We start from the raw sequence: 24,318 nt of genomic DNA on the forward strand, positions 1-24,318 counted from the left end.
AATGGGAGGATCAATCCTCGTCGACGACGTGAAACAGGTTCGGCACCGCAGGGCAAGGCGCCAGATCGTTTTTCACGACATCGGAAAGCCGCGTCTGGTGAAGGAACACATAGACATTGGCTGATAGACTTTCCCATAGCCGGTTGGTCATGCTCTGTGCTTTCGTGCCGCTGGTCCCGCCCGAGGCCCCCGCCCCGGTGTGCATGGCGCTCACGGTCTCATCCACCGCCGCCAGCACCTCGGACACCCGGATTTCGCTTGCCGGACGTGCCAGCATGTAGCCGCCCCCGGGGCCGCGCACCGATTTGACGAGTTCGGCCCGCCGCAGCTTCACGAAGAGCTGTTCGAGATAGGGCAGCGAGATTTTCTGCTTCTCCGACAGCTCGGTCAAAGACATTCGCGTGCCTTCGGGCTGCATGGCGAGTTCCGCCAGTGCAACCATCGCGTAACGTCCTTTGGTCGACAGCTTCATGCGTCCCCCCGAAACATTGACGAACTGGCCCCACACGATTAGGTGATCAGGGACGCGCGGCCCGACATTGGACGGGCCGCCCCGCTTTTTATGGTGCCCACTCATTTCCGTCAAGAAATGGGGGGCTTGAGGAGAGATCGAGACCACATGCCTGAGGTGATTTTCCCCGGCCCCGAGGGGCGTCTGGAAGGCCGTTACCACCCGCAGAAAGACAAGGACGCACCGATCGCCATCGTGCTGCACCCGCATCCTCAATTCGGCGGAACGATGAACAACAAGGTCGTCTACAACCTGCATTACGCGTTCCACAAGATGGGCTTCAACGTCCTGCGCTTCAATTTCCGGGGCGTGGGCCGGTCGCAGGGCGAATACGATCAGGGCGTGGGCGAATTGTCCGATGCCGCCTCGGCGCTGGATTATCTCCAGTCGATGAACCAGAACGCCAAGCATTGCTGGGTCGCGGGTTTCAGCTTCGGCGCCTGGATCGGGATGCAGCTTCTGATGCGCCGCCCCGAAATCACCGGGTTCGTCAGCGTGTCACCCCCGGCGAACATGTATGACTTTTCGTTCCTCGCCCCCTGCCCGTCTTCGGGCCTTATCATCAACGGCACCGGTGACCGGGTCGCCCCGCCGGCCGACACGCACGTGTTGGTCGACAAGCTGCATGAGCAGAAGGGCATCACCATCACTCATACTGAAATCGAAGGCGCGGGCCACTTCTACGAAGGCGATCACATGGAAACCATGCTCGCTTCGGTGGACGATTACGTGCGCCGTCGCCTGACCGAGACCACCCGCTGAGGAGAGCCCCATGCAGCTCATCGACGATGTTGCCGACCGTGTCGCAATCGAAGTTCTCAAACTGGTCGAGGAAACCGGGAACGCCGACATCGTGGAAGACATCAAGAAGGTGATCGGCACCTCGTCTCAGACGCTGGAAGAGGCCTACATGACGGCGATCCGGGTGCGTCGGGCCGAGAAACGGGCGCTGGAACTCATCGGGCAACTGCGCGACCAGCAGGGCTGACGCGCGTGCAGGTCCAGGGCGCGATCCGCACCTTCCTGCGACAGATCACCTACGGCGGAAATGACGGTATCGTCACGACATTCGCGATCGTCGCGGGCTTCGCGGGCGCGGATGCGCAGGGCGTGGCCGGCATCGGCACCGTGGCCGTGCTCGTCTTCGGCATGGCGAACCTCGTGGCGGATGGCGTGTCGATGGGTCTCGGCGAATACTTGTCCAGCCGCTCGACCGCAGCGCTTTACCGCGCGCGCTCACGCGCTGCTCGAACCCGGGACCGCGAAGCGCTCACGGCAGACCTTGCCGAAACCTTCATCGTCGAGGGCGTTGCGCCGGAGGCCGCCCACCGTGCCGCCGACGCTCTCGCCGATACACCGCAGGTCGCCACCGATATCGTGCTGCGCCACCGCTACGCGACCGAAGCGCCCGAAGGCGCCGCCCCGGTCCTGCGTGGCGGCGTGACGTTCGCCGCCTTCATCGTTTTCGGGCTGATCCCGATCCTGCCCTACTTCTTCGCCCCTGACGCGCCGCGCACATTCGCTGTGTCGGTCGCCATGACGCTGGTGGCACTCGCACTGCTCGGAACCCTCCGCTGGCGTGCGACGTCCGAAACCGCGATCCGTGCGATTGGCGAGACACTAATCCTCGGCACGCTCTGCGCCGCGCTGGCATTCGCGGCCGGAAACATCGTGGCGGGGCTCGGGTAGCCCGCAGCCGCCTAGAGCCGGTAAATCCCCGAGAATTTCTCTTCCAGATAATCGAGCAGCGGTTCCTCGGTCGGAGCCTCGCCGCCGCAGGCGCGGGTGACGACCTCTTTCGGCTCGAACAGACCCCCGTGGCGTTGAAGGTTGTCTGTCAGCCACTTCGTCGCCTTCTCCGGCTCGCCTTGCGCGAGGTGGGTGTCCACCTCCGGCATCTGCGCGCGAAGCGCTTTCATCAGGCATCCGGCATAGACGTTGCCAAGGCTGTAGGTCGGGAAATACCCGAACAACCCGACAGACCAGTGCACGTCCTGCAAACACCCCTCCGACGGGCTCGCGACCCTGACGCCGAAATCCTTTTCGAACCGCGTGTTCCACGCCTCTTCCAGGTCCGCGACGGCCAGCGACCCGTCGATCATCTTCCGCTCGAGATCGAAGCGTAGAAGCACATGGAGGTTATATTGCACCTCGTCGGATTCCGTCCGGATGAAACCGGGCGTCACCCGGTTCACGGCCCCGTAGAACGCCTCCGCATCGGGCACCGACAGGCCCCCGAACGCATCGGACATCTTTCCGAACAACCAGCCGGTGAATGCCTGCGAACGGCCCAACTGGTTCTCGTAGATACGGCTCTGGCTTTCGTGCACGCCCATCGACACGCCCGCGCCCAAAGGCGTCAGCAGGTAGTCGTCGTCGATGTTCTGCTCGTAACAGGCATGGCCGACCTCGTGGATCGTCGAATAGATCGACCCAAACGGGTCAGTCGGGCTTGTGCGCGTGGTGATCCGCACGTCGAGCCCGGAGCCGGACGAGAACGGATGCACCGCCTTGTCGATCCGGCCGCGCGCCATGTCGTAGCCGAACGCCTTGGCGATCTCGCGGGTAAGTTTCATCTGCCGCTGCTCGTCGAACGCCCCGGTCAGCGCGGAAGGATGATGCTCCGATCCCATGATCCGGTCTCGCAGATCGACCAACCGTGGCCTCAGCGCATCGAACATCGCCTGAAGCTCTGCCTGCGTCGCGCCCGGCTCGTAATCGTCCAGAAGCGCATCATAAAGATCGCCGCCATCGGCCAGCGCCGCCGCTTCCTCGCGCTTGAGCGCAACGACCTGTTCCAGAACCGGAACAAATGCCGCCACGTCGTCTTCAGCACGGGCATCCGCCCACTTGCGCTGTGCGCTCGACGTCACACGCGCCAGCTCGCCCGCCAGTTTCGCAGGCACCCGGTTGGTGCGCTCGAACCCGCGCCGGATATGGCGCAGGTTGGCCTTCCCGGTGGCGTCCAACGTGTTCTCGTCAATCGCGGCGAGCCAATCGCCCACCTGCGGGTCGGTCCGGCGGGCATGAAGCACCTGCTCCATCGCCTCGCTTTCCTCGGCCCGTTGCGGCCCCGCCTCGCGCGGCATGACCGTTTCCTGGTCCCAGCCCAGTCGCCCGGCGACCTGCGCGAGCGCCTGCGTCTGGCGCTCGTAATTCATCAATGCGTCGTAGGCGTCCATTTCAGCCCCTTACCGATTGTGCCGTGGGATAGCCCGCGCGGAAACGCGCGAGGATGATGAGCGACCATGTCAGGATCGCGCCCGCCTGATGCGTGATCGCGATATGCAGCATCGCCGCGTTCACGACCGTAACGATACCGAGCACCATCTGGACGAGGATCATACCGCTAGCCAGCATGAACGCGGTGCGCACGCCCTTGGTGGCCCCCTTGCGACCGCGGAACAACGCACCGATCGCGAAAAGCGCCAGAACATACCCGACAATACGGTGGAAGAACTGCACGAGGCCGGGGTTTTCGAAGAAATTGCGCCAGACCGGTTCGATCGAGAACGCATCGGGTGGAAACACCTGCCCGCCCATCAGCGGCCAATCCACGAAACTCCGCCCCGCGTCGATGCCCGCCACCAATGCGCCCAGCAGGATCTGCAGCATCGCGAGATGCATCAGGCCCGTGCCCATGCCCCAAAGCCCCCGGTCACGCAGCCGCCGCGCCTGCATGTTGTCCGCCTCGGATCGACCGAGCAGCAGGATGAACCACAGGATGAGCCCCAGTATCGCGAAGGCAAGCCCGAGATGTGTTGCCAACCGGTAAGAGGCGACATCCACCCGGTCGCCCTGTAGTCCGGAATGCACCATCCACCAGCCAATCGCGCCCTGCACGCCGATCAGAACGCCAACGGTCAGAAGCCGCCCCGTCCACCCGTTCGGGATCTTGCGCGCCGCGAGAAAGCCCAGAAAACCGATGATCCAGACGAGGCCGATGAACCGCCCCAACTGACGATGTCCCCATTCCCACCAGTAGATCGACTTGAACGCGGCGAGCGACATGCCCTCGTTTTGCAAACGGTATTCGGGACTTTGCTGGTATTTCTCGAACTCGGAGGCCCAATCCGCCTCGTTCATCGGGGGCAGCGTACCGGAGACGAGGTTCCACTCGGTGATCGACAGCCCGCTGTCCGTCAGCCGCGTCAATCCTCCGACAACGATCATCACCACGATCAGCGAAAAGAGCGCGATCAACCAGGCCCGCACCAACCTGCGCGCGCCGGTGTTCCCGCCCCGGTCGATCATTCCTGTCTGGCGTTGGGGGCGCGTTTCCTCCCCGTCGCTCACCTCTTCGAAAATGCTGCGTGGCTCGGCCATTGGCTCCCCCATTCTTCGTTTCGCCGGACTATCGGGGATGGCCATGGGAATGCCAAGCGGTTTCCCCCGAAATCCGAGGGTTCTGATTGCACCCAATAGCTAGATATTGGTATAGAGGATCGAACAAGATGTGGTGAACGCATCGCAGGCGGAACAGGGGCGCGCAAGCGTCCGAAACGAGAACGGCAGATCACTTGAACGATACCCCCGAAACCCCTGAAGAAGAAGGCGGAATGCCGCCTGAGCGCCCCGTATACGGCGGCCCTTCGATCACCATCGAAGAGGAAATGCGCGCCTCCTATCTCGACTACGCGATGAGCGTGATCGTCAGCCGCGCGATTCCGGACCTTCGCGACGGGCTGAAACCGGTGCACCGGCGCATCCTTTACGCCATGCACGAGGTCGGCAATACGCACGACAAACCCTATAGGAAATCGTCGCGCCCCGTGGCCGACGCGATGGGCAAATACCACCCGCATGGCGACAGCGCGATCTACGATGCGCTCGTGCGGATGGCGCAGGACTTTTCCATGTCCCTGCCGCTGCTCGACGGTCAGGGCAACTTCGGCTCGATGGACGGCGACAAGGCTGCGGCCTTCCGCTACACCGAGGTCCGCATGGCCAAGGCGGCGCAATCGCTGCTTCAGGACATCGACAAGGACACGGTCGACTTTCAGGACAACTACGACGGCAAGGACCGCGAGCCGGTCGTCCTGCCGGCCCGGTTCCCCAACATGCTCGTCAACGGCGCGGGCGGGATCGCGGTCGGCATGGCGACGAACATCCCGCCGCACAACCTTGGCGAAGTCGTCGATGCGACGCTCGAGATGATCGAGAACCCGGACGTTTCGGATGAACGGCTCATGGAGCTGGTCCCCGGCCCCGACTTCCCGACCGGCGGTGTGCTTCTGGGCCGCTCCGGTGCCCGCAAGGCTTATCTCGAAGGCCGCGGCAGCGTCATCATCCGCTCCAAGACCCGCGTCGAGGAAATCCGCAAGGACCGCTACGCCATCGTCGTGGACGAAATCCCCTATCAGGTGAACAAGGCCCTGATGATCGAAAAGATCGCGGACCTCGTGCGCGACAAGAAGATCGAGGGCATCACCAGCATCCAGGACGAAAGCGACCGCGTCGGCGTCCGTGTCGTGATCGAACTCAAACGCGATGCGACCCCGGATGTGGTGCTGAACCAACTGTTCCGCTTCACCCAGCTTCAGACGTCGTTTGGCTGCAACATGCTCGCGCTCAACGGCGGCAAACCCGAACAGCTCACTCTGCGCGATTTCCTGCGTCATTTCATCAGCTTCCGTGAGGAAGTGGTGGCCCGGCGCACGGCGTTCGAACTGCGCAAGGCCCGCGACAGAAGCCACGTGCTCTGCGGTCTGGCCGTGGCCGTATCGAACGTGGATGAAGTCGTCGCGACGATCCGGCAATCCGCCGACGCCGCCGAGGCCCGATCGAAACTGATGACACGCCGCTGGCCTGCCGAAGACATCGCGGATTACATTCGTCTGGTGGACGACCCGAGCCACACGATGAACGATGACGGCACTTACAACCTGTCGGAAACCCAGGCCCGCGCGATCCTCGAACTCAGGCTCCAGCGCCTCACCCAGATCGGCGTGAAGGAAGTCACGGACGAACTCGCCGAGCTGGCCGGTAAGATCAAGGAATACCTCGCCATCCTGCGCTCGCGCGAACGGATCATGGGCATCATCTCCGACGAGTTGCGAGAGGTGAAAGAGGAATTCGCCGTGCCACGTCGCACCGAGATCGTCGATTGGTCCGGCGACATGGACGACGAAGACCTGATCGAGCGTGAGGACATGGTGGTCACGATCACTCAGTCCGGCTGGGCCAAGCGCACCCCGCTTGCAGACTACCGCGAACAGAAACGCGGCGGCAAAGGGCTGTCTGGCATGGCGACCAAGGACGAAGACGTGATCACCACGCTTTTCGTCGCCAATACCCACACGCAGCTTCTGGTCTTCACCACCGATGGCATGGCCTACAAGCTCAAGACATGGCAATTGCCGCTGGGCGGTCGCACGTCGCGCGGCAAGGCGATCGTGAACATCCTGCCGATCCCCACCGGGGTCGGTATTGCCGCGATCATGCCCGTCGATCGGGACGAGGAAGAGTGGGACGACCTTCAGATCGTCTTCGCCACCTCCAAGGGGTCGGTCCGCCGTAACCGCCTGTCGGATTTCACCAACGTCATGCGCAACGGCAAGATCGCGATGAAATTCGAAGGCGAGGATGAGAACACGCGGCTCATCAACGCGCGTATCTGCGACGAAAACGACGACGTGATGCTGGTCACGAACAAGGGCCGCGCGATCCGCTTCCCCGTGCCCGACGTGCGCGTGTTCAACTCGCGCTCCTCGACTGGTGTGCGCGGGATCAAGCTCCTCTCGGACGATGCCGAGGTCGTGTCGATGTCGGTCATCCGCCATTTCGACGCCACCTCTGAAGAGCGCACAGCCTATCTCAAGATGCGGCGCCAGATGGCCGGAGCGGACGACACCGAGAACGGCGATGACGAGGATGAGCCTCAGGTTGAAGGTGCGATCACGCCCGAACGGTTCGAGGAAATGCAGGCCGCCGAGGAACTGATCCTGACGATCACCAAACGCGGGCTTGGCAAGCTCTCTTCGTCCCATGACTACCCCGTGCGCGGGCGCGGCGGTCAGGGCGTGACGGCCTTCACCAAGGCGATGCCGGGCGGCGATCTCGTGGCCTGTTTCCCCGTCGGGATGGACGATCAGGTGATGCTTGCGACCTCCAAAGGCCAGTCGATCCGTTGCCCGGTGAGCGGCATCTCCTTCCGCTCGCGCAGCGCCGGCGGCGTCAAGGTCTTCAACACCGGCAAGGGCGAAAGCGTCGTCTCTGTCGCCTGGATCGCCGAAGCCGATGACGAGGAAACCGAGGCCGAAACGCCCGCCGAGAGCTGACCGGCCCCGTCATCGCCATCGACACGATACCAAGGCCCGCCCCCGCAGCGGGCCTTTTCTTTTGCGTCCCGCTCGCCTATCTCCCGCTCATGAGCGACAAGACATTACACATCGTGGGCGGCGGCATGGCCGGGTCCGAAGCGGCATGGCAGGCGGCACAGGCCGGGCTGGACGTGGTGATCCACGAAATGCGCCCCAAGGTCGAAACCTTCGCGCATCAAACCGGCAAGCTGGCCGAAATGGTGTGCTCCAATTCCTTCCGCTCGGATGACAGCGAACAGAACGCAGTCGGGCTTCTGCATTGGGAAATGCGTGAGGCCGGGTCGCTCATCATGGCGTCGGCCGACAAGCACCGTCTCCCCGCTGGCGGTGCGCTCGCCGTCGACCGCGAACCGTTTTCGCAATATGTCACCGACACGTTGCGCGCCCTGCCGAATGTCACTGTGGTCGATGAAGAGATCACCGCGCTTCCCACCGACGGCCACTGGCTCTTCACCACCGGCCCCCTGACTTCGCCCGCTCTGGGGCAGGCCATTCAGGACATCTCGGGCGCGGACCGGCTCGCCTTCTTCGATGCCATCGCCCCCATCGTCTATGCCGAAAGCATCGACATGGACGTCGTCTGGGCGCAGTCCCGCTATGACAAAGGCGAGACCGAGGATGAGCGCAAAGCTTATCTCAACTGCCCGATGAACAAGGACCAGTACGAAGCGTTCATCGACGCGCTGCTCGCTGCCGACAAGACCGAATTCCACGAAGGCGAAACCGCAGGCTATTTCGACGGCTGCCTCCCCATCGAGGTCATGGCCGAACGCGGCCGCGAAACCCTGCGCCACGGCCCGATGAAACCCATCGGTCTCACCAATGCGCACAAGCCCGAGGAAAAGGCCTATGCCGTTGTCCAACTTCGCCGCGACAACGCTTTGGGTACGCTCTACAACATCGTCGGTTTCCAGACGAAGATGAAATACGGCGCACAGAAAGAAGTGTTCGCGATGATCCCGGGGTTGGAGAACGCAAGTTTCGCGCGCCTCGGCGGCATCCACCGCAACACCTTCATGAACTCGCCGACGTTGCTCGACGGCGAAATGCGCCTTCGCGCCCGGCCCAACATCCGTTTCGCCGGTCAGGTCACCGGCGTCGAAGGCTACGTGGAAAGCGCGGCCATGGGTCTGCTCGCCGCGCGCTTCGCCATTGCCGAACTTGCCGGAGAAACTCTGCCCCCGGTCCCCGAAACCACCGCGATGGGTGCACTCGTCACCCATATCTCCGGCGGGGCCGAGGCCAAGACCTTCCAGCCCATGAACGTCAATTTCGGGCTGTTCCCGCCCGTCGACCTCAAGGGCGGGCGCAAGAACCGGCCCGCGCGGTACAAGGCCTATACCGATCGTGCAAAGGAAGCTTGGGGGAACTGGCTCGCAGCGCAGAGCGTTGAGGTCGCATGAATTACGTGCTTGCCCTTCTGCTCCCGCCGCTGTCGATCCTGCTCACAGGTCGACCCATCGTCGCGATCATCATTTTCCTCGTCTGGGTTCCGGCGATCATTTTTACCGGCGGCTTGACCCATCCGATGTTCATCATCCTCGCCTGGATCCTGATCTATCAATCCGGCGAGGACCGTCGCCTGCGGCGCATGGAGCGCGCCAACCGCGACTGACGCGGTGGACGCGACCCGTGCTGCGTTCTACGCTGCACCTATGGCAGACAAGTTTCTCGACAAGGTCTACGGAACCAGGCCCGAAAACCTCACCGGCCTCTATGACGATTGGGCCGAAGGCTACGACGGCGAGCTGACAGGCCACGGCTATGCGACCCCAGGACGCCTCGCCCGAACGCTCGCCTCCGTTGCGCCCGACCAGTCCCTGCCCCTCATGGATTTCGGCTGTGGCACCGGGCTTGGCGGTGCCGCCCTATCGGCGGTCGGATTTACCACGCTGGACGGGTGCGACGTATCGGACGGCATGCTTCAAGAAGCGCAGGACAAGGGCATCTACCGCCGCCTTTGGCACACGTCCGAGAATGGCGCGCTACCATTCGCGCTCTCAGATTACCCGCTCGTCGCCGCCGTCGGCGTGATCTCGACCGGGGCAGCACCGCCGCAGGTGCTGGGGCAATTGGTGGACCAGATGGCTCCGGGCACGCTCTTTGCTTTCTCCTTCAACGATCACACGCTGGAAGACCCGGAATACATGGACGCGCTCGCCGCCGTGACCGAGGACCGCGCTCATATCGTGACCGAAAACACGGGCGACCATATCCCCGGCCTCGGCTCGCAATCCCGCGTCTACGTGGTGGAGATTGATTGACGTGCGCACCCGCTTCGCCCCGTCCCCCACGGGCTACCTCCATCTCGGCCACGCCTATTCGGCGCTGACGGTCTGGAACGTGGCCGCTGCGACGGGCGGGACCGCATTCCTCCGCATCGAAGATTTCGACAGCCAGCGCTGCAAACCGGTCTACGAACAGGCGATTTACGACGACCTCGCGTGGCTCGGCCTCGATTGGCCCACCCCCGTGCGCCGCGCCTCCGATCACGTCGCGGATTATGACGCGGTGTTGGCTGACCTCGCTGAACGCGGCCTGCTCTACCCCTGTTCCTGCAGCCGGAGCGATATAAAACACGCGGGCGGCACAGCAGGCTGGGACGGTATCGTCTACCCCGGCACCTGTCGCGCCCGCAGCATGTCCGACGTGCGCCCCGGCGACGCGCTTCGCCTCAACCTCGCCGCAGCCATCGAAGCCGCCGGCCCCCTGCCCGCGATCCATGAAACCGGACCGCTTCAAGCTGGGACGCACACCATCGACCCGCAGGAAACCCTAACGCAGATCGGAGACCCGGTGCTCAAGCGGCGTGAAACGGGCGATCCGGCCTATCACCTCGTCGTCACGCATGACGACGCCGTGCAGGAGATGACCCATGTCGTGCGCGGCGCTGACCTATGGCACGCGATCTCGCTCCACGTCGTGATCCAGAGCCTGATGGATTGGCCGGTCCCGACCTATCACCACCACGACCTGATCCGCGACGAGGCGGGCGAGCGGCTTGCGAAAATCTCTCACTCGAAGGCAATCCGTGCATTCCGTGACGAAGGCGCCACGCCCGCGGACCTGCGTCGGATCATCGGTCTGTAAACGGTCTCTGTCAGCCCATCGGCTCCATCAACTCGACTTCCGCACCGTCGCGCACCGCCGTGTAGAAACAGCTCCGCCGGTTCGTGTGGCAGGCCGGACCCTCCTGCCGCACCGTGACGAGAAGGCAATCGCGGTCGCAATCGACGCGAAAATCCACCAGCTCCTGCGTGTGACCGCTCGTCTCGCCCTTGACCCAGAAACTCTGTCGCGAACGGCTCCAATAGGTGACACGCCCCGTCTCCAGCGTCCGCTGAACAGCCTCGGCATTCATCCACGCCATCATGAGAACCTCGCTGGTCCCGGCATCCTGCGCGATACAGGGGATCAGCCCATTTGCGTCAAATCGCAAAGTTGTGGTGTCGAAGGGCATGGCACTTCCTTTCCAAATCCGCGCGCCCGTCCTATCTAGGGGGAAGCAAGACGAAGGAAAAGCCATGAGCGACGCGGACCTGATAAAGCTCTACTCCAAGCGCATCCTCGCGCTGGCCGCCGACATTCCCCATGCGGGCCGACTCGATGCGCCTCAGGGCAGCTCGAAACAACGCTCGCCCTTGTGCGGCTCCACCGTGACGGCGGATGTCGTGGTGCAGGACGGCAAGATCGCCGACTTCGCCCAGAACGTCAAAGCCTGCGCGCTTGGACAGGCGTCCGCCTCGATCCTTGGCGCGCATGTGATCGGGCAGGACCGCGAAACGCTGGCCGAAACCCGCGATATGATCGTCGCAATGCTGAAAGAAGACGGACCAACGCCGCCTGCTCCGTTCGACGATCTCGAAGTCCTGCGCCCGGCCCGCGAATTCAAAAACCGTCACCCTTCGATTCTTCTGGCCTGGGAGGCCGTTCTCGCCGCGATGGACGAAGCACAGGCCGCCGCATAAAAAAACCGCCGCGCTCCGGGCGGGAGGCGGCGGTGAGTTGTGCGGTGATCGGGTCACCCCCGGCGGATAGAGGCAGAAAACCGGGGTAGGACAACTGGCGCGGGGAACGCCGGGCATCGGGTTTGGGACGTGATGCCGGACCCTTGATCCGCAGGCAGAAACTGGCGTCAGAGAAGACCGGGCAAATAAAGCACACCGACAAGTCCGACCATAAGAGCGGTGCCGCCGATCATGTCCTGCCAGATCGTTGCATGCGACCGCGTCAAAATACCTTTGATCTCGTTCAACATCTTCGCTCTCCTGCTCTGACCGGCCAAGCCGTGTGCTGTTTTTGTTCTCTGTTAACGCTTTGTTCACATATTACTGGTCGTTCTGGCAAGAACTTTTTTAGAACATTTGCGAACTTTTTGTTCCAGATCGGGTTAACCCACGGAAATCAAACGGATTGCCTCATCCTGCCGCATCAGCCAAAGGAGAACACGCGCCGCCTCTCCCCTGGGGCTGGTCAAGTCAGGATCATCTGCCAACAGCTTGCGCGCGTCTTTCTGCGCCACCGCCATGAGCCCCGCCTGATGTTCCAAATCTGCGACCATGAACCGGGGCAAACCCGATTGCGCGGTGCCGATGACGTCGCCCGCCCCACGCATCTCAAGATCCGCCTCCGCGATCCGAAACCCGTCCTCGGTGTCGCGCATGATCCCGAGCCGCTTGTTCCCGTTTTCGCTCAGCGGAGCCTGATAGAGCAGCAGGCACGTCGAAGCGGCGGACCCGCGCCCCACGCGCCCCCGCAACTGATGAAGCTGCGCCAGCCCGAAATGCTCGGCCCGCTCGATCACCATGATCGTCGCATTCGGCACGTCCACCCCGACCTCGATTACGGTCGTGGCGACCAGAACCTTGGTCTCGCCCCGCTGAAACGCCGCCATCGCGGCGTCTTTGTCCGTCGGAGGCATCTGCCCGTGGACAAGCCCTACGACGCCCTCGCCAAGCGCGGCCCGCAGGTATTTGAACCGTTCCTCTGCGGCGGTGAGCTCGCTCACCTCGCTTTCACCGACGAGAGGACAGACCCAATAGGCCTGCCGCCCCTCGGCGGTCGCGGATTGCAGCCGTGCCACGACGTCGCCAATCCGGTTCGTCGGGATCGCCGACGTGGTGATCGGCTTCCGCCCCGGCGGCTTTTCGTCCAGCACCGACACGTCCATGTCGCCATATTGCGCGAGCGCCAAGGACCGGGGGATCGGCGTGGCCGTCATGACAAGCACATCCGCCGCCTGGCCTTTCTTCCCCAACCGCATCCGTTCGGTCACCCCGAACCGATGTTGTTCATCGACCACGGCAAGCCGTAGGTCGTGATATTCCACATCGTCCTGAAACACGGCATGGGTGCCGACGAGGATGTGAATGTCCCCGCGCCGAAGCGCGTCGAGCTTGGCCGCCCGGTCCCGCCCCTTGTCCCGCCCGGTGAGCAACTCCACCACGACCTCCGCCTGTTCCGCCATAGGGCGCAGACTTTCCAGATGCTGACGCGCGAGAATTTCGGTCGGGGCCATCATCACCCCCTGCCCGCCCGCCTCGACAACGGTGAGCAGCGCCATGAACGCGACCAGCGTCTTGCCCGCCCCCACGTCGCCCTGAAGCAGCCGGTTCATGCGTTTGCCGTCCGCCAGATCGGCGGAAATGTCCGCAATCGCCCGCTCCTGCGCGCCGGTCGGCCGGTACGGCAACGCCGCGCGCACTTTGTCCTGCAACGCCCCGGTGCCAACCGAGGCACGCCCCTTGCTGCGCCGGATGCGCGACCGCGCAAGCGCGAGCGTCAATTGATGGGCGAAGAACTCGTCATAGGCCAGCCGCCGTCGCTCCGGCGTTTGTGGCGACAGGTCGTCCGGACCTTCTGGCGCATGGGCCTTGCGCACCGCATCGTGCCAGTCGGGCCAATGCTCCTGCGTCTTCAGGGCCGGATCGACCCACTCGGCCAACGGCTGAACCCGCATGAGAACCTCGCCCACCGCCTTGAAAATCAGCCGCTGGGTGATGCCCTGGGCAAGATGATAGACCGGCTCGAACTCCGGGATATGGTCCGCCTCGCCCGGCGGCAGGATGTGGTCCGGATGAACGATCTGCGCGACATTGTCGAAAAGCTCGACCTTGCCCGAGACGATCCTGCGCTGCCCGGTGGGCAGTTGTTTCATGATCCAGTCCGGGTTGCCGTGGAAAAACACGACGAGGAAGGTGGTCAGCGCATCGTGCATCTCGACACGATACGGGCGTCCTTTCCCCGACGGCGGAAGATGCCGTCCGACCTCGGCCTCGACCGTTACGGTGGCAGGCGCCTGAACCTCGGTCACCGAGGCGCGGAACGAGCGGTCCACCCCCGCATAAGGCAACGAAAACAACAGGTCGCGCGGCTTTTCGATATCCAGCGCCGCGTAGGATTTCGCACTTTTTGGCCCGATCCCGCCCAGCGTTTCGAGATCGGCAAAGAGCGGGAAAAGGATTTCGGGACGGGTCGTCATGCCTCGCCGATCAGGGCGAGCCACCCGTCCTCGTCGATCATCTCGACCCCAAGTTCCTCGGCCTTCTTCGCCTTCGATCCCGCCCCCGGTCCTGCGACGACAAGGTCCGTCTTGGCGCTGACCGACCCCGACACTTTCGCGCCCAGCCGTTCCGCCGTGGCCTTTGCTTCGGCGCGTGTCATCTTTTCAAGCGTGCCGGTGAACACCACGATCTTGCCGGCCACCGGGCTTCCTTCCGTCGAAGGCGCTTCGACGGGTTGGATGTCGAGTTCGGCGACGAGCCGGTCGATCGAAGCGCGCTCGCGCTCCTGATGGAAGGTCGTGACGAGCGATGTGGCCATGACCGCGCCAACCCCGTCGATGTTCAGAAGCTCGTCCCACGCCGCGCCGTCACCCGGCGTCGCCTCGGTCATCGCGGCCTCGAATGTCGCCCAGTCACCGTAATGCCGCGCGATCAGATTGGCGGCGTTCTCGCCCACATGCCGGATGCCAAGCGCGAAAATCACGCGGTTGAGTTCGATCCTGCGCCGTTCGTCGATGGCGGCAAACAGGTTCGCGGCCGATTTCTCGCCCCATCCATCCCGGTTCTTGAGCTTCGCGATCGTTTCGGCATCGCGGGCCTGAAGCGTGAAGATGTCGGCGGGCTCTTTCACTGGCAAAGACTCGTCGTGGTAAAACGCCTCAACCTGCTTCGCGCCCAGCCCCTCGATGTCGAAGGCCGCGCGCGAGACGAAATGCTTGAGCTTCTCGACCGCCTGCGCCGGGCAGATCAGGCCGCCGGTGCACCGGCGCACCGCATCCCCCGGCTCCCGGATCGCCTCCGACCCGCAGTCCGGGCAGGTCTCGGGAAACGCATACGGCACCGCATCGCCGGGGCGCTTGTCGAGGTCCACATCGGCGATTTTGGGGATCACGTCGCCGGCCCGGTAAACCTGCACCCAATCTCCCACGCGAATATCCTTGCCGCCCCTGATCTCCTGCCCGTTCGAGTCGCGTCCGGCGATATAATCTTCGTTGTGCAGCGTGGCGTTCGACACCACGACCCCGCCCACCGTCACTGGCGTCAACCGTGCGACCGGCGACAACGCCCCCGTGCGTCCGACCTGAATGTCGATGGCATCGAGCCAGGTCCAGGCCAGCTCGGCGGGAAATTTATGCGCCGTCGCCCAGCGGGGGGTCGTGGAGCGGAAGCCAAGCCGCTCCTGCAACGCGAGATCGTTGACCTTGTAGACGACGCCGTCGATATCGTAGCCCAGCGTCGCGCGCTGCTCGGCGATCATTTCGTAATGCGCGATCATCGCGTCGGGGCCGTCGACCGTAGCCGTGAGCGGGTTCGTCGAAAACCCGAGGGCTGCGAGCCGTCCGATCGCGCTCATCTGGGTGTCGGCCAAAGGCTCGCTCACCTCGCCCCAGGCATAGGCGAAAAACCTCAGCGGGCGCTCGGCCGTGATCCGGCTGTCGAGTTGGCGCAACGATCCGGCCGCGGCGTTGCGCGGATTGGCGAAGGTCTTGCCGCCGCGTTCGGTCTGCCTTTCGTTCAGGGCCGCGAAATCCGCGTGGCTCATGTAAACCTCGCCCCGAACCTCGAGCACATCCGGCGCGCCGTCGATCCGTTGCGGAATATCGTCGATCGTGCGCGCATTGGCCGTGACGTTTTCGCCCTCGGCCCCATCGCCGCGCGTGGCGGCTTCGACAAGAAGACCGTTTTCGTATCTCAGGTTGAGCGAGAGACCGTCGATCTTCGGCTCGGCGGTATAGGTCATCGGCGCGTCCGGCCCCAGTCCGAGGAACGAACGCACGCGGCCATCGAATTCGCGCACGTCGTCGTCGTCGAAAGCGTTGCCCAGCGAAAGCATCTTGACCCGGTGACGCACCTTCGCAAAGGCTTCCGACGGGGCCGCGCCGACCTGTTCGCTCGGGCTGTCCTCGCGCTTGAGGCCCGGGAAGCGTGCCTCGATCCGTGCATTGCGTTGCTTGGCCGCGTCGTACTCGGCATCCGAAATGAAGGGCGCATCCTCAGCGTGATAGGCCGTGTTCGCCTTGGCGAGCAGGTCGGCCAGCCGGGCGAGTTCGGCCCGGGCTTCATCCTCGTCCAGTTTGTCTGCGTCTTTGCGAGCCAGATCGGCCATCGGCGCCTCCAAATTCCTGCCTTTCAAGAAATAGATTTGCCCATGACCTCCGTCCACCCGCAAACATGAAACAGAGCGCAAAAGAAACCCCGGCAGAGAGGCTGCCGGGGAAGTGTACGATGAACGGAGGGAAAGAGTGATCAGGCGCCGAGGGCGACCTTCGGATCGAGGTCGGCAACTTCAACCTCCGGGTCACGCAGAACGTAGCCGCGTCCCCAGACGGTTTCGATGTAATTCTCGCCGCCGGTCGCTTCCGCGAGTTTCTTGCGCAACTTGCAGATGAAGACGTCGATGATTTTCAGTTCGGGCTCGTCCATGCCGCCGTAGAGGTGGTTCAGGAACATTTCCTTGGTCAACGTCGTGCCCTTGCGAAGCGAGAGAAGCTCGAGCATCTGGTATTCCTTGCCGGTCAGATGCACGGAACGCCCGTCGACCTCGACGGATTTCGCGTCCAGATTGACCGCCACACGCCCGGTCTGGATGACCGATTGAGAATGGCCTTTGGACCGCCGGATGATCGCATGGATCCGCGCAACCAGTTCGTCGCGGTGAAATGGCTTGGTCATATAGTCATCAGCCCCGAAACCGAAACCTTTCAGCTTGTTATCGGTATCGTCCGAGCCCGAGAGGATCAGGATAGGCGTTTCGATCCGGCTCATGCGAAGCTGACGCAGCACTTCGTGCCCGTTCATGTCAGGCAGGTTCAGATCGAGCAGGATAAGATCGTAATCATAGAGCTTGGCGAGATCGACGCCTTCCTCCCCAAGGTCGGTGGAATAGACGTTGAGGTTCGCATGGGTGAGCATGAGCTCAATCGAACGCGAGGTGGTAGGGTCGTCTTCGACGAGCAGAATGCGCATTGGTCAATCTCCAGTAAAGTTCCCGTTCCGGTCATAAAGACAATCATCGCAAATGGTTAACACCGGGTTACCCCTGCGGAACATTTAGCGCACTCTACCTAAGGTTGTCTATACTTTTGCAGTGCAGTGGCCTTCAACGCTGCTTCGCCGTGCGTTTCCACCGCGTTGCGCCATTCCAGAAATTCCTCTTCCGACAGACCGTAGGTCGTCAGGGCGTCGGGCATCGTCAGGAGGCCGAACTTCACGGCTTTGACCACCAAAGCCTTGCGCGACGCGACCCACCTTTTCGTATTGGAAGGTGGCAGGTCGGCGCGCGTCAAATGGCTGCCATCGGGCAACCGCACCGCCCGCGGCCCATCAATCTTTTTAAGGTACATCACAGCGTCCCTCGTGAACTTTCCGGGACACATTCGCGCGAGGTGCTTAAGTTTGCGTGAAACAGGGTATTGTCGTTAGTTCGAATTTTTCTATATTCCCTGCCTCTTGCACCCAGGCGCCCTTGCGGGCATGGAGCGGCCATGAGCCTCGATGAAACCCAGATGCTGAACTCCCTCGGCTTCGCCAAGCCGCCATCCGAGACGCGCGTCGTCGTCGCGATGTCGGGCGGCGTGGATTCCTCGGTCGTCGCCGCAAAGCTCGCGCGCGAAGGTTACGACGTGGTGGGCGTGACGCTTCAGCTCTACGATCACGGCGCTGCGCTGGCCAAGAAAGGCGCATGTTGCGCGGGCATCGACATTCATGATGCGCGCCGCGTGGCCGAGGAAATGGGCTTCCCGCATTACGTGCTCGACTATGAGAACATCTTCAAGGAAGCCGTGATCGAGGAATTCGCCGACAGCTACCTTGGCGGTGCCACCCCGGTGCCCTGTATCCGGTGCAACGAACGCGTGAAATTCAAGGACCTGCTCGCCACGGCGCAGGATCTCGATGCCGATTGCATGGCAACGGGCCATTATATCCAGAGGTTCGTCGGCGAGACGGGGCCGGAATTGCATATGGCCGCAGACCCGGCTCGGGACCAGAGCTATTTCCTGTTCTCGACCACCCCAGAACAGCTCGATTTCCTGCGGTTCCCCCTCGGGCATCTCAAGACCAAGGATGAAACCCGCGCCCTTGCCCGCGAGTTCGGGCTCGAAGTAGCCGACAAGCCGGACAGCCAGGACATCTGCTTCGTGCCGGATGGGAACTACGCCGGTGTGATCGAGAAACTGCGGCCGGGTGCTGCTGAACCGGGTGAAATCGTCGATGTGGATGGTCGTGTGCTCGGCACCCACGAGGGTGTCATCCACTACACGATCGGACAGCGCCGTGGCCTCGGCATCGGTGGGCTGTCGGACCCGCTCTACGTGGTCAAACTCGACGTCGAGAACCGGCAGGTCATCGTCGGGCCGAAGGAAATGCTCGCCACACGGATCATTCCGGTGCGCGAGGTCAACTGGCTCGGGGACCAGGCTTTCACCGACCGTGACGAATGGCACTTGTCCGTCAAGGTCCGCTCCACGCGTCCGCCGCGCGAAGCGATCCTCCGGCCCCTGTCGGACACCGAGGCAGAAGTCGAACTGCTGACGCCGGAAGAAGGCGTCAGCCCGGGGCAGGCCTGCGTCTTCTACGCACCCGATGGCAGCCGGGTGTTCGGTGGTGGTTGGATCTGGGCCGGTGCCTGACGGCTCGGCCCGCGCGCCTCAACCCTGCGATTGGCTGAGGTCGATCATCGCGGAGAACTCTGCGGAACAGGCCGTTTCGCCGTTCACCGTCGCGACTCCGTTGAATTTCCAGATCTTCGACCCGCCCCGGATCGTGGTGATCTCCATCCTAAGAACGTCACCGGGCACGACCTTGCGCCGGAACTTCACCTTGTCGATCCCCATGAAATAGACCAGCGGCTCCTTGTCGACGAGATCGAGTGACAAGGACACCATAACCGCCGAAGTCTGCGCCATCGCTTCGACGATGGTGACACCGGGCATGACCGGTGTGGCCGGGAAATGGCCCTGGAAATGCGGTTCGTTGAAGGTGACGTTCTTGATGCCGACTGCCCGCTCGTTCGCCACGATGTCTTCGACCCTGTCCACGAACAGGAACGGGTAGCGATGCGGAATGCAGCGTTGGATCAGGTGAATATCGGCAGTGCTTGGCACTTCGGTCATGGTCATGTCCTTCCGGTGGTCGGGCCGTTCTGCGCGGCGACCTTTCGTCCCTTTCGTTCTCGCAAAGCCTGCGGGCGGCCACAAGAAAAACCGTCAGTCGTCCGGCAACTCAGGCGTCTCGTCCGGCGCTGGTGTGACAGGCGTGACATCGAGCGCGGGCGCCGGATTGTCCGTGGCGGCCGCGTCGGATCCATCGCCAAGCTCTTCGTCGATCCGTTCGACCGCTTCTTCGGTCACGTCGATCGCGTTGACCGACAACAACACCGACCGTTTGTCGAGAATGGCGACCGCACCGCGTTCCTGCATCAGACGACCAAGCACGGGTCCGATCTGATTGTAGAAACTGCGTTGCGCCTCTTCGTACCTCTGAACGAAATTCTGTTGCGCGGTGTCGCGGTCGTTCCGGAGCGCCACGACCTTCTCGTCGAACTCGTCCGCAAGCGCCCGGAACTCTTCCGGCGTGAGCGTTTCGCGTTGCACGGTCAACGCTCGCTCTTCCTTTTCCAAAGCGGATTCGATACCGCGCGTTTCTTCGGCAAGCGCGTTGGACTCGGCTTCCAATTGGTCGTTGACCCGTTGTCCGAACATCGTATCGGCAAACAGCGCGTCGCGGTCGATGGTCAGGATCGGTGACACGACCTGGCCAAGGCTCTGCGCCCCTGCTGGCCCGGCGAAACCGGCCAGGAGGGCAACAGAAAAGACAAGTGACATCAGGCGCATGGGGTCATCCCCTTATGCTGCGCAATCGGTCAGAACGAGGTCGAGATGGTGACTTCGAACCGGTTTTCGTTGTCATAGGGCTGTTTGCGCAGCGGGATCGCATAGTTGAACCGCAACGGTCCGACAGGCGTGTCCCAGAACAACGACGCACCGACCGTGGCACGAAGATACATCGAATCGTCGATCGTTCCGCCAAGATTGTTGTCGAGCCCCCAGAGCGTGCCGACATCCGCGAACACACCGCCGGAGATCCCATATTCTTCGGGCAGTCCGAGCGGGAACTGTGCTTCCGCCCGCGCCACGGCAAAGTAATTGCCGCCAAGCGCGTCCATGTTGCCTGCGGTCAGGTCACGCGGTCCCACGCCGTAGGGTGCGAACCCGCGAAGCTGGCTTGCCGGGAGCAGGAACCGGTCCGTGATCCGGCTGCCAGCCCCGTTCAGGGAATAGACAGCACCGGCCTCGGCCTCGGCCCGCAGCGTCACTTCGTCGTTCAGAACCTTGGTCTGAACACGCGCAAGTGCGGTCGCCTTGATGTATTGGTTGTCGGCGCCCAGGCCGCCCACATCGCCGGTCAGGCGCAGGAATGCGCGCGACGTCGGGTCGATGGCATTGCGAGCGGTGTCGAATGTATAGGTCAGCCCGGCACCTGCGCCGAATTGCCAGCCCCGCGCCGCTTCCGCGCTCAGCACGGCAGAACTCGCGGGATCCACGTTCGAGATTCGCCCGCCTTCCACGAACGGGCGGACGGCGACACGGCTGGTCGCCGATACCGGAAACTCGAGATACGGCTCGATCCGCGCGTTGGTGGAGTCGAACATCGCATAGGCGCTCGCGGTCGTCTCGGTATAGAACGCGTCGATGCCGAGAACCAGATCCCGTCCGAACAGGTTGGGTTCAGCAAAGGAGAACTCGTAGTTGCGCGCCGTCACACCACCGTTGAAGGCCGCCTTGATGAATTGCCCACGACCCAGGAAGTTCGTTTCCTGAAACGATGCGTTCAGGCCAAAGCCGGTCGCGGTCGAATACGCCGCCCCGAACGAGAGCGACCCCGTCCCCTGCTCTTCCACGTCCACATCGACCACGACCCGGTCGCTGGCGGACCCTTCCCGCGCCTGCACGTCTACGTTCGCGAAGTAGCCAAGCGCCCGGATGCGTTCGGCCGCGTCACGAATGGCGCGCGGATTGAACGGATCGCCTTCGACGGTGCGGAACTGGCTGCGTACAACGCGGTCCAGCGTCGTCTGGTTGCCTTCGATGTCGATCCGCTCGACGATCACGCGCGGACCGCGCACGATGGCGAGCGTCACGTCCAGCGTGCCTTCACGGTCGTTGCGGGTGACCCGCGGCTCGACATTGACGAAGGTCAGCCCTTTCTGTGCGGCGAGCCGCTCCATCCGTGCAATGGCCTGATCGACCTTGGTCGGGTTGTAGATCGTGCCGGGATTGAGCCGCGCGACACGTTCGAACTCCGCAGGGTCGAGCCCGTCGATTTCCGAAATCGTGTCGACCTTGCCGAGCGAGAACTGCTGGCCTTCGGTGATCTGGAACGTCACCTGATACCCATCGCGCGATTGCGGCACTTCCGCGGAAACGGCAGTCGCCTCGAAATCGACGAAACCACGAGAATTGTAGAAATCCGTCAGGACCTGCTTGTCGAACTCGAGCCGGGCCGGGTCGAACGTATCGGCGCGCACGAAGGCGCGCAGGATGCCGGCCTGTTTCGAAGTCAGGACACGGCGAAGCCGCGAATCCGTGAACGCCCTGTTGCCGGAGAAGGACAGACGCTCGATCTCGGCGTTCTTGCCTTCGACAACTTCGAACACGAGATCCACGCGCCCGCCTCCACGGCGGATGATGCGCGGCACGACTTCTGCCGAAATGCGCCCGTCGGCCGCATAGGCCTCAGCGATGATCTGCGCGTCACGTTCGGCCACCGAAGGCGAAAAGACATCGCGCGGACGCGACTGGATCAGCGCGATCAGCTCGTCGTCTTCCTTGCGGCGGTTCCCCTCGACGTTGATCCGGCTGATCATCGAGTATTCCTGCACCCGCACCACCAGCGTGCTGCCGCGCGGTTGGAGTTCGACCGTGTTGAACAATCCCGACCCGGTCAGGCGCTGGTAGGCGTCGTTCAGTTCGGCGGCGGACACGGTCTGTCCTTTGCCGATTCCCAGGTAGGACAGAACCGTCGAGGCGGAGATTCGCTCAGTGCCGACGATCTGGACCGATGAAAAGCTGTAGGATTGCGCGATCACGGCGGTCGGCGTTACCACGGAAGCCCCTGATACACCGAGGAAAAGTGCAGTCGCCGCTGGCGCGAAGACGGATTTGCGCAGGCCATTCAAACGGGCGGCGCGCTGCTCGTTATACGTCATGTTGTTATCATCCGCTCAGACATCCCAGTCCCTAGTGTGACTAACGACAAAGCCGCGTGATGTCAAAGCGTGCAAGCAGCGAAAAGGCCGCACTATGGCGGCCCGGAAACATTTGCGTTTCGCGCGCGTCTGTCCCGACCAAGCGGGACAGGCCGGATCAGTTGAGAATCGCGCCCACGAGACCGCCGCAGCCGAGCGCGGCGACCAGCGTTCCGACGTAAAGCAGTCGGTCCCAGTTCAGGTCGAAAAGCAGGTGAAGGCCGCGATAACCCTGTTGGATGTAGTCCATCTCGATGTCCCTTTGTCCCAATTCAATGCGACATTGATCCGGGATTCGGGCGCAAGCATTTCCGAATTGCGGCAAATTCGGGGCATTTGCGCTGGCCGGACCCTTATGCGGGCCGGGACAAAGATGTCAGGGACAGAACAGATCGTTCGTCACGCCCAGCAGCATGATCCCAAGTACGAGCGCGATGCCGATGGTCAGCAGGATTCGCATCGCGCCATCGCTGGGCGGTTTGCCTGCGACAGCCTCATAGGCGTGGAACACCAGATGGCCGCCATCCAGCACGGGAATCGGGAAAAGGTTCAGAAGCCCGACCGCAGTGGACAACACCGCCACGAACCAGATGAAGCTCGACACGCCCTGGCTGGCCGCCGCCCCCGACGTCTCGGCAATGCCGATGGGTCCACGCAGGTTACAGCTCGAAATCGCGCCGGTGATCATGTGCCAAAGGCCCGACAGGGACGACGTGATGATGTACCCGACCTGATTGACGCCGGACGTGATCGCCTCGCCGAACGACGGCGCGCGCGTCGCCGGTTCAAAGATCATCCCGCCGGACACGCCGATCAGCCAGCGGGTCTCGAACCCACCTTCCGGCAGCGGGAGGTCCACGCGACGCGGTGACAACGACACGTCGATCATCTCGCCACCGCGATTGATGGTCAGGTCGAGCGCCTCGCCGTCCCCCTCACCGACGATGGTGCGCAGTTCCTCGAAGGTCGAAACCGCCTCTCCGTTCACCTGCGTGATGAGATCGCCCTGTTCCAGCCCGGCATCCGCCGCCGCCGATTGCGGCGTGACCGATCCGACATAGGGCGGATAGGGATACAGCGTCTCGACGGTCACTTCCTGCCCGTCGCGCAGCACCACGTATTCCAGCGGGCTTTCGTTGGGCAATTCGCCCACGTAATCCCCGAATTCCTCGAGGCTCGGGGTTTCCTGCCCACCGATCGACAGGATCTGGTCACCGGGTTCCAGCCCTTCGACACCCGGCACTTGCGTCAGCCGCGCGACGGTCAACGGATCGGTCGCGATCCCGGTGTGATAGGCCATCCCGAAAAAGATGATCGCCGAGAGAATGAAGTTGAACACCGGCCCCGCCGCGACCGTGGCCGCCCGCGCCCAGAGTGGGGCGCCATGCATCGTATGCCGCCGCTCCTCGTCCGAAAGACCCTCCATCGCGTCTTCGTCCACGCCCGCCGACGCCGCGTTCGCATCGCCCCGGAACTTGACGTATCCGCCGACGGGAAGCGCCGCGATCTGCCATTGCGTGCCGTGCTTGTCGGTCTTCTTGGCCAGGACCGGCCCGATCCCGATCGAGAACACATCCGCTTTGATGCCCGAAATCCGGCCGATGATATAATGGCCGTATTCGTGGATCGCGACGATGATCGTCAGCGCGATGATGAAAGCGACGAGCGTAAAGGCCACGTTCCCGAATGACGGGATCAAACTGGTCAGGTCCAAGGGACGGTTCTCCTTTCGCG

General features: G+C 63.0%; 24 protein-coding genes. 10 read left to right on the forward strand and 14 right to left on the reverse strand.

All coding sequences use genetic code 11. The annotated features are described in order from the left end of the window. Positions 1–10 precede the first annotated feature (10 nt). A complete protein-coding gene (gene iscR, locus KJP28_RS11095; protein WP_218392599.1) occupies positions 11–472 on the reverse strand; it encodes a Fe-S cluster assembly transcriptional regulator IscR in 462 nt (153 codons plus the stop codon). A 147-nt stretch (positions 473–619) separates the two neighbouring features. Between iscR and KJP28_RS11100 the strand changes: the two genes are divergently transcribed. The 3 genes from KJP28_RS11100 to KJP28_RS11110 are packed head-to-tail and all read left to right on the forward strand — an operon-like array spanning position 620 to position 2,200. Continuing rightward, entirely contained in the window at positions 620–1,273 is a 654-nt protein-coding gene (locus tag KJP28_RS11100) for an alpha/beta hydrolase (RefSeq protein WP_218392600.1), read from the forward strand. A gap of 10 nt (positions 1,274–1,283) precedes the next feature. Continuing rightward, positions 1,284–1,499, forward strand: coding sequence for a hypothetical protein (locus KJP28_RS11105; RefSeq protein WP_218392601.1), 216 nt, complete (start codon positions 1,284–1,286; stop codon positions 1,497–1,499). 5 nt (positions 1,500–1,504) lie between these two features. Further along, positions 1,505–2,200, forward strand: coding sequence for a VIT1/CCC1 transporter family protein (locus tag KJP28_RS11110; RefSeq protein WP_218392602.1), 696 nt, complete (start codon positions 1,505–1,507; stop codon positions 2,198–2,200). A gap of 11 nt (positions 2,201–2,211) precedes the next feature. On the opposite strand, the gene KJP28_RS11115 is transcribed toward KJP28_RS11110, so the two are convergent. Together KJP28_RS11115 and ctaA are read right to left on the reverse strand one after the other, a co-directional pair. Then, positions 2,212–3,693, reverse strand: a complete 1,482-nt coding sequence (locus KJP28_RS11115) for a carboxypeptidase M32 (protein WP_218392603.1) — start codon at positions 3,691–3,693, stop codon at positions 2,212–2,214. Between the two features lies 1 nt (position 3,694). Further along, positions 3,695–4,837: a heme A synthase gene (ctaA, locus tag KJP28_RS11120; RefSeq protein WP_218392604.1), complete on the reverse strand. Its 1,143-nt coding sequence runs from the start codon at positions 4,835–4,837 to the stop codon at positions 3,695–3,697. A gap of 194 nt (positions 4,838–5,031) precedes the next feature. On the opposite strand from ctaA, the gene gyrA reads away from it, so the two are divergent. The 5 genes from gyrA to gluQRS all read left to right on the forward strand — a co-directional run bounded on the left by gyrA (position 5,032) and on the right by gluQRS (position 10,923). Continuing rightward, on the forward strand, positions 5,032–7,791 hold the full coding sequence (gyrA, locus tag KJP28_RS11125) for a DNA gyrase subunit A (RefSeq protein WP_218392605.1): 2,760 nt from the start codon (positions 5,032–5,034) through the stop codon (positions 7,789–7,791). Positions 7,792–7,880: 89 nt separating this feature from the next. After that, on the forward strand, positions 7,881–9,236 hold the full coding sequence (gene trmFO / locus KJP28_RS11130; RefSeq protein WP_218392606.1) for a methylenetetrahydrofolate--tRNA-(uracil(54)-C(5))-methyltransferase (FADH(2)-oxidizing) TrmFO: 1,356 nt from the start codon (positions 7,881–7,883) through the stop codon (positions 9,234–9,236). Continuing rightward, on the forward strand, positions 9,233–9,448 hold the full coding sequence (locus KJP28_RS11135; protein WP_218392607.1) for a hypothetical protein: 216 nt from the start codon (positions 9,233–9,235) through the stop codon (positions 9,446–9,448). The genes trmFO and KJP28_RS11135 overlap by 4 nt, the downstream gene beginning before the upstream one ends. Positions 9,449–9,488: 40 nt before the next feature. Next, a complete protein-coding gene (locus tag KJP28_RS11140; protein WP_218392608.1) occupies positions 9,489–10,097 on the forward strand; it encodes a class I SAM-dependent DNA methyltransferase in 609 nt (202 codons plus the stop codon). Position 10,098: 1 nt separating this feature from the next. Then, positions 10,099–10,923 carry a tRNA glutamyl-Q(34) synthetase GluQRS gene (gene gluQRS / locus KJP28_RS11145; RefSeq protein WP_218392609.1) on the forward strand — a complete coding sequence of 275 codons (825 nt, stop codon included), beginning with the start codon at positions 10,099–10,101 and terminating at the stop codon, positions 10,921–10,923. Positions 10,924–10,933: 10 nt separating this feature from the next. Here the strand turns inward: gluQRS and hisI are convergent, their stop codons facing one another. After that, positions 10,934–11,293, reverse strand: a complete 360-nt coding sequence (hisI, locus tag KJP28_RS11150; protein WP_218392610.1) for a phosphoribosyl-AMP cyclohydrolase — start codon at positions 11,291–11,293, stop codon at positions 10,934–10,936. Between the two features lie 64 nt (positions 11,294–11,357). Here hisI and KJP28_RS11155 point away from each other — a divergent pair, with 64 nt between their 5' ends. After that, a complete protein-coding gene (locus KJP28_RS11155) occupies positions 11,358–11,801 on the forward strand; it encodes an iron-sulfur cluster assembly scaffold protein (RefSeq protein ID WP_218392611.1) in 444 nt (147 codons plus the stop codon). A gap of 167 nt (positions 11,802–11,968) precedes the next feature. Here the strand turns inward: KJP28_RS11155 and KJP28_RS19965 are convergent, their stop codons facing one another. From KJP28_RS19965 to sciP, 5 genes are all read right to left on the reverse strand, one after another. Continuing rightward, on the reverse strand, positions 11,969–12,091 hold the full coding sequence (locus KJP28_RS19965) for a hypothetical protein (protein ID WP_255552306.1): 123 nt from the start codon (positions 12,089–12,091) through the stop codon (positions 11,969–11,971). A gap of 132 nt (positions 12,092–12,223) precedes the next feature. Further along, entirely contained in the window at positions 12,224–14,314 is a 2,091-nt protein-coding gene (recG, locus tag KJP28_RS11160) for an ATP-dependent DNA helicase RecG (RefSeq protein WP_218392612.1), read from the reverse strand. Then, positions 14,311–16,443: an NAD-dependent DNA ligase LigA gene (gene ligA / locus KJP28_RS11165; protein ID WP_218392613.1), complete on the reverse strand. Its 2,133-nt coding sequence runs from the start codon at positions 16,441–16,443 to the stop codon at positions 14,311–14,313. Before ligA ends, recG begins: the two co-directional genes overlap by 4 nt. Before the next feature lie 140 nt (positions 16,444–16,583). Further along, complete coding sequence (gene ctrA, locus KJP28_RS11170) at positions 16,584–17,303, reverse strand: response regulator transcription factor CtrA (protein WP_218392614.1); 720 nt, start codon at positions 17,301–17,303, stop codon at positions 16,584–16,586. Positions 17,304–17,401: 98 nt separating this feature from the next. After that, positions 17,402–17,680, reverse strand: coding sequence for a CtrA inhibitor SciP (gene sciP / locus KJP28_RS11175; RefSeq protein WP_218392615.1), 279 nt, complete (start codon positions 17,678–17,680; stop codon positions 17,402–17,404). 141 nt (positions 17,681–17,821) lie between these two features. Between sciP and mnmA the strand changes: the two genes are divergently transcribed. After that, complete coding sequence (mnmA, locus tag KJP28_RS11180) at positions 17,822–18,967, forward strand: tRNA 2-thiouridine(34) synthase MnmA (RefSeq protein WP_218392616.1); 1,146 nt, start codon at positions 17,822–17,824, stop codon at positions 18,965–18,967. Between the two features lie 18 nt (positions 18,968–18,985). Here mnmA and fabZ read toward each other — a convergent pair whose 3' ends face one another. The 5 genes from fabZ to rseP form a co-directional block, all read right to left on the reverse strand. Next, positions 18,986–19,450: a 3-hydroxyacyl-ACP dehydratase FabZ gene (gene fabZ, locus KJP28_RS11185; protein ID WP_218392617.1), complete on the reverse strand. Its 465-nt coding sequence runs from the start codon at positions 19,448–19,450 to the stop codon at positions 18,986–18,988. A 93-nt stretch (positions 19,451–19,543) separates the two neighbouring features. Next, complete coding sequence (locus tag KJP28_RS11190; protein WP_218392618.1) at positions 19,544–20,170, reverse strand: OmpH/Skp family outer membrane protein; 627 nt, start codon at positions 20,168–20,170, stop codon at positions 19,544–19,546. Between the two features lie 29 nt (positions 20,171–20,199). After that, positions 20,200–22,545 (reverse strand): outer membrane protein assembly factor BamA, encoded by a 2,346-nt coding sequence (bamA, locus tag KJP28_RS11195; protein ID WP_218392619.1) that lies wholly within the window; start codon positions 22,543–22,545, stop codon positions 20,200–20,202. A 157-nt stretch (positions 22,546–22,702) separates the two neighbouring features. After that, positions 22,703–22,834: a hypothetical protein gene (locus tag KJP28_RS19970; protein WP_255552307.1), complete on the reverse strand. Its 132-nt coding sequence runs from the start codon at positions 22,832–22,834 to the stop codon at positions 22,703–22,705. A gap of 126 nt (positions 22,835–22,960) precedes the next feature. Beyond that, on the reverse strand, positions 22,961–24,298 hold the full coding sequence (gene rseP, locus KJP28_RS11200) for an RIP metalloprotease RseP (protein WP_218392620.1): 1,338 nt from the start codon (positions 24,296–24,298) through the stop codon (positions 22,961–22,963). Positions 24,299–24,318 lie beyond the last annotated feature (20 nt).

The sequence above is a fragment of the Maritimibacter dapengensis genome (assembly GCF_019218265.1).
Taxonomy (GTDB): domain Bacteria; phylum Pseudomonadota; class Alphaproteobacteria; order Rhodobacterales; family Rhodobacteraceae; genus Maritimibacter; species Maritimibacter dapengensis.